Below are 3754 nucleotides of genomic sequence, written 5' to 3'. Positions count from 1 at the left end.
CCGTCCTGTGCTTCGTGGCGCTGGGCGCGCTGAAGGTGACGAGCGCGCGCCCGGCTTGACGCCAAACCTATGCGTCCGGCGGCAACACCTGAAGCACCCTCGCTATGAACATATGGAACTCAGCCATGTAGTTGCGCAGGAAGTCCTCGGTGGATTCGACCGTCACTTCGCCGTCGTCCGTTATCAGTCCCGGCGTGAACTGGATATAGGCTTCCGGCGCATTCATCTGGGGTGAGTTGCAGAAGCTCAGAACGCTGCGCAGGCTTTGTTGGGCGACAGCGGTTGCGATGGCGCCCGGCGATGTTCCGATGACGGCGGACGGTTTGCGCGCGAATGAATTCTTTCCATAGGGGCGGCTCGCCCAGTCGATCGCGTTCTTTAATCCGCCAGGGATCGAGCGGTTGTACTCCGGGGTAACGAACAGGACGGCCTGAACGGACGCGATCGCCTTTTTGAAATCCCGGGCGACCGGCGGGAAATCCGCATCATAATCGTAGCTGTAAAGAGGCAGATCCCTGAAGGCGATTTCCGTCATTTCAAGTTCCGGAGGAGCCAGTTGAACGAGCGCCTTCGCGAGCTTGCGGTTGATGGATTCCCGGGCAAGACTTCCGATGAGGTAGCCGACTTTGTGTATGGCCATGACACGCTCTCCGTGTTTGCCACCCGCACCCTATGGCATTATCCGCCAGATGGCAGCAGATCGCCAGCGTCGCCTCAAAATCGGCCTTCCGAACAAAAATATTGCGCTGATCCCCCTTGTTATGAAACCGTGTGCCCCGACTGGCCGTTGAAGCCATGCTCATATGCGGTCATCGCGTTTCGGTTCATAGCTAGGGGTTCCACAATGTTTTCAGTCAAGTTTCTGGCCGGCGCGGCATTGGCGCTCGGCATCACGGTGGCTTCCGCCAATGCCCAGGTGGTTGTCTCTTCGAAGATCGACACCGAGGGCGGCGTGCTCGGCAACATCATCCAGCTCGTCCTCAACGCCAACAACATCAAGACATCGGACCGCATCCAGCTCGGCGGCACGCCGGTGGTGCGCAAGGCGATCACCGCTGGCGAGATCGACATCTATCCCGAATACACCGGCAACGCCGCCTTCTTCTTCGAGAAGGCCGACGACCCGGTCTGGAAGGATGCCGCCAAGGCCTATGAAACGGCCAAGAAGCTCGACTACGACGCCAACAAGATCGTCTGGCTGTCGCCGTCGCCCGCAAACAACACCTGGGCGATTGCGCTGCGCAAGGAAGTCGCCGAGACCAACAAGCTCGCCACGCTCACCGACTTCGGCAAATATGTCGCGGGCGGCGGTCAGGTGGTGCTGGCGGCTTCTGCCGAGTTCGTCAATTCGGCGGCTGCACTGCCGGCCTTCCAGACCACCTATGGCTTCACGCTGAAGCCGGACCAACTGATCACTCTCTCAGGCGGCGACACCGCGGCAACCATCGCCGCGGCCGCCAACCAGACCAACGGCGCCAATGCGGCCATGGTCTACGGCACCGATGGCGGCATCGCACCGTCCGGGCTCGTCGTGCTCGACGACGACAAGGGCGTGCAGCCGGTCTACCAGCCGGCGCCGATCATCCGCGAAGCGGTGCTGAAGCAACATCCCGAGATCGAGACGCTGCTGAAGCCGGTCTTCGCCAAGCTCGACCTCGTCACGCTGCAGGAGCTGAATGGTCGCGTGCAGGTCGGCGGCGAGCCGGTCAAGGGCGTCGCCGAGGACTTTTTGAAGAAGAACGGCTTCCTGAAGTAGGACGATTCCGGCGCGCCGCTTTCGTGGCGCGCCGGATCGACTGACGGGGGAGGGCGTGAACATCCGCTTCGACAAGCTCGGCGTGGTCATCGCCGCTATATCAGCCTACGCGGCTTTTGCCGCGCCCTTTGCCACGTTCCGTGCCAACCGCATCGTCCCCGGCCAGGCGCGCTCGATTCTCGAGGCGCTGCCGGCAACCACCGGGACGCTGCTGCTCGTCATGATCGTCGCCGCAGCACTCATCGCGCTGTTCAAGACACCGCTTTCGCTGCGCCTTGCCGCCAGCGTGGTGGCGCTTGCCGCGCTCGCGCTGCTGATCGGCGTCGCCGGAACATTCCTCACGCCGGAGGGCAACACCTTTGCGAGAGTTTCGCCAGCCTCCGGTTTCTGGATTCTGATCTTTGCCTTCACGCTTTTGCTCGCCGATGTGCTGACACGGCTGGACCTGTCGCCATTGGCACGAGTTGGCGTGCTTGCGGTCTCGGCTTTGGCGATCGGGCTGCTGTTGATTTCGGGAAGCTGGGACAATCTGTCGATCCTGAAGGAATATTTCAACCGCGCCGACAGTTTCTGGGCGGAGGGCTCCAAGCATGTAACGCTGGCGCTAGGGTCGCTGCTTGCGGCAGTGGTCGTCGGCCTGCCGCTGGGCATTCTCTGCCATCGTGTCGAAAGTCTGCGCGCCGGGGTTCTCAACGTGCTCAACATCATCCAGACCATTCCCTCGATCGCGCTGTTCGGCCTGCTGATCGCGCCGCTCGGCTGGGTGGCCACGCATGTGCCGGGGGCTGCCGCGCTCGGCATTCGCGGCATCGGCACCGCACCCGCCTTCGTCGCGCTGTTCCTTTATTCGCTGCTGCCGGTGGTGGCCAACACCGTGGTCGGTCTCGCTGGCGTGCCGCGCGCGGCCAACGACGCCGCGCGCGGCATGGGCATGACCGACAGGCAGCGCCTGTTCGGCGTCGAGTTCCCACTGGCCTTTCCAGTGATCCTGACCGGCATTCGCATCGTCTTGGTGCAGAACATCGGCCTCGCCACCATTGCCGCGCTGATCGGCGGCGGCGGTTTCGGCGTATTCGTCTTCCAGGGTGTGGGCCAGACGGCGATGGACCTTGTGCTGCTCGGCGCGGTGCCAACGGTCGCGCTCGCCTTTGCCGCCGCCATCATCCTCGATGCGGTGATCGAAATGACCGCCACCAGGCGCAGGGTTGAAACGGCATGATCGAGATCGAAGGCATTACCAAGCGCTATGACGCGACGACCGTGGTCGATGACGTGTCGATGGTCATCGAGCCGCGCACCATCGCCGTCATTGTCGGCACGTCCGGGTCCGGCAAGACGACGCTGCTGCGCATGATCAACCGGCTGGTCGAGCCGACCTCGGGCATCATCAAGCTCGACGGCGCCGACAATCGTTCGCTGCCCGGCTATGAGCTGCGCCGCAGCATCGGCTACGCCATCCAGGGCCACGGCCTGTTCCCGCATCGCACGGTGGCGCAGAACATTGCCACCGTGCCGGTGCTGCTCGGTTGGGACAAGGACCGCATCAAGGCCCGGGTCGACGAACTGATGACGCTCTATCAGCTTGACCCCGAAGCCTTCGGGCCGCGCTATCCGCACGAACTGTCCGGCGGCCAGCAACAGCGCGTCGGCGTTGCCCGCGCGCTCGCCGCCGAGCCCAACGTGCTGTTGATGGACGAACCGTTCGGCGCCCTCGACCCGATCATCCGCAACAAGGCGCAGGAAGATCTGCTGGCGATCCAGAAGCGCTTCGGCACCACCATCATCCTGGTCACCCACGACATGGAAGAGGCCGTGCATATGGGCGACAAGATCGCGGTCATGGATGCCGGCAAGCTGGTGCAATACGCCAAGCCCGCCGAGATCCTGGCAAAGCCGGCAAGCGCCTTCGTCGAGACCCTGGTCGGCGCCAGCGAAAGGCCGTTCCGGCTGCTGTCGCTCGGTCGGGTCCGCGATGCCGTGGAGACGGGCTCCGCCGAA

The 3754-nt window shown here is 63.5% G+C and carries 4 protein-coding genes; 3 read left to right on the top strand and 1 reads right to left on the bottom strand.

All coding sequences use genetic code 11. The features are described from left to right. Positions 1 to 67: 67 nt before the first annotated feature. On the bottom strand, positions 68 to 640 hold the full coding sequence (locus EOA22_RS27245) for an NADPH-dependent FMN reductase (RefSeq protein ID WP_013532242.1): 573 nt from the start codon (positions 638 to 640) through the stop codon (positions 68 to 70). Positions 641 to 844: 204 nt separating this feature from the next. On the opposite strand from EOA22_RS27245, the gene EOA22_RS27240 reads away from it, so the two are divergent. From EOA22_RS27240 to EOA22_RS27230, 3 genes are all read left to right on the top strand, one after another. Further along, positions 845 to 1756, top strand: a complete 912-nt coding sequence (locus EOA22_RS27240) for an ABC transporter substrate-binding protein (protein WP_013532241.1) — start codon at positions 845 to 847, stop codon at positions 1754 to 1756. A 55-nt stretch (positions 1757 to 1811) separates the two neighbouring features. After that, entirely contained in the window at positions 1812 to 2975 is a 1164-nt protein-coding gene (locus tag EOA22_RS27235) for an ABC transporter permease (protein ID WP_063167768.1), read from the top strand. Next, a partial coding sequence (locus EOA22_RS27230; protein WP_164755872.1) for an ABC transporter ATP-binding protein occupies positions 2972 to 3754 on the top strand: 783 nt, incomplete at its 3' end. The genes EOA22_RS27235 and EOA22_RS27230, both read left to right, overlap by 4 nt.

This window comes from Mesorhizobium sp. M7A.F.Ca.US.014.04.1.1, from assembly GCF_003998745.1.
Classification (GTDB): Bacteria; Pseudomonadota; Alphaproteobacteria; order Rhizobiales; family Rhizobiaceae; genus Mesorhizobium; species Mesorhizobium ciceri.
The sequence above is the reverse complement of the archived record's forward strand: the minus strand, read 5'-3'. Positions and strand labels throughout refer to the sequence as shown.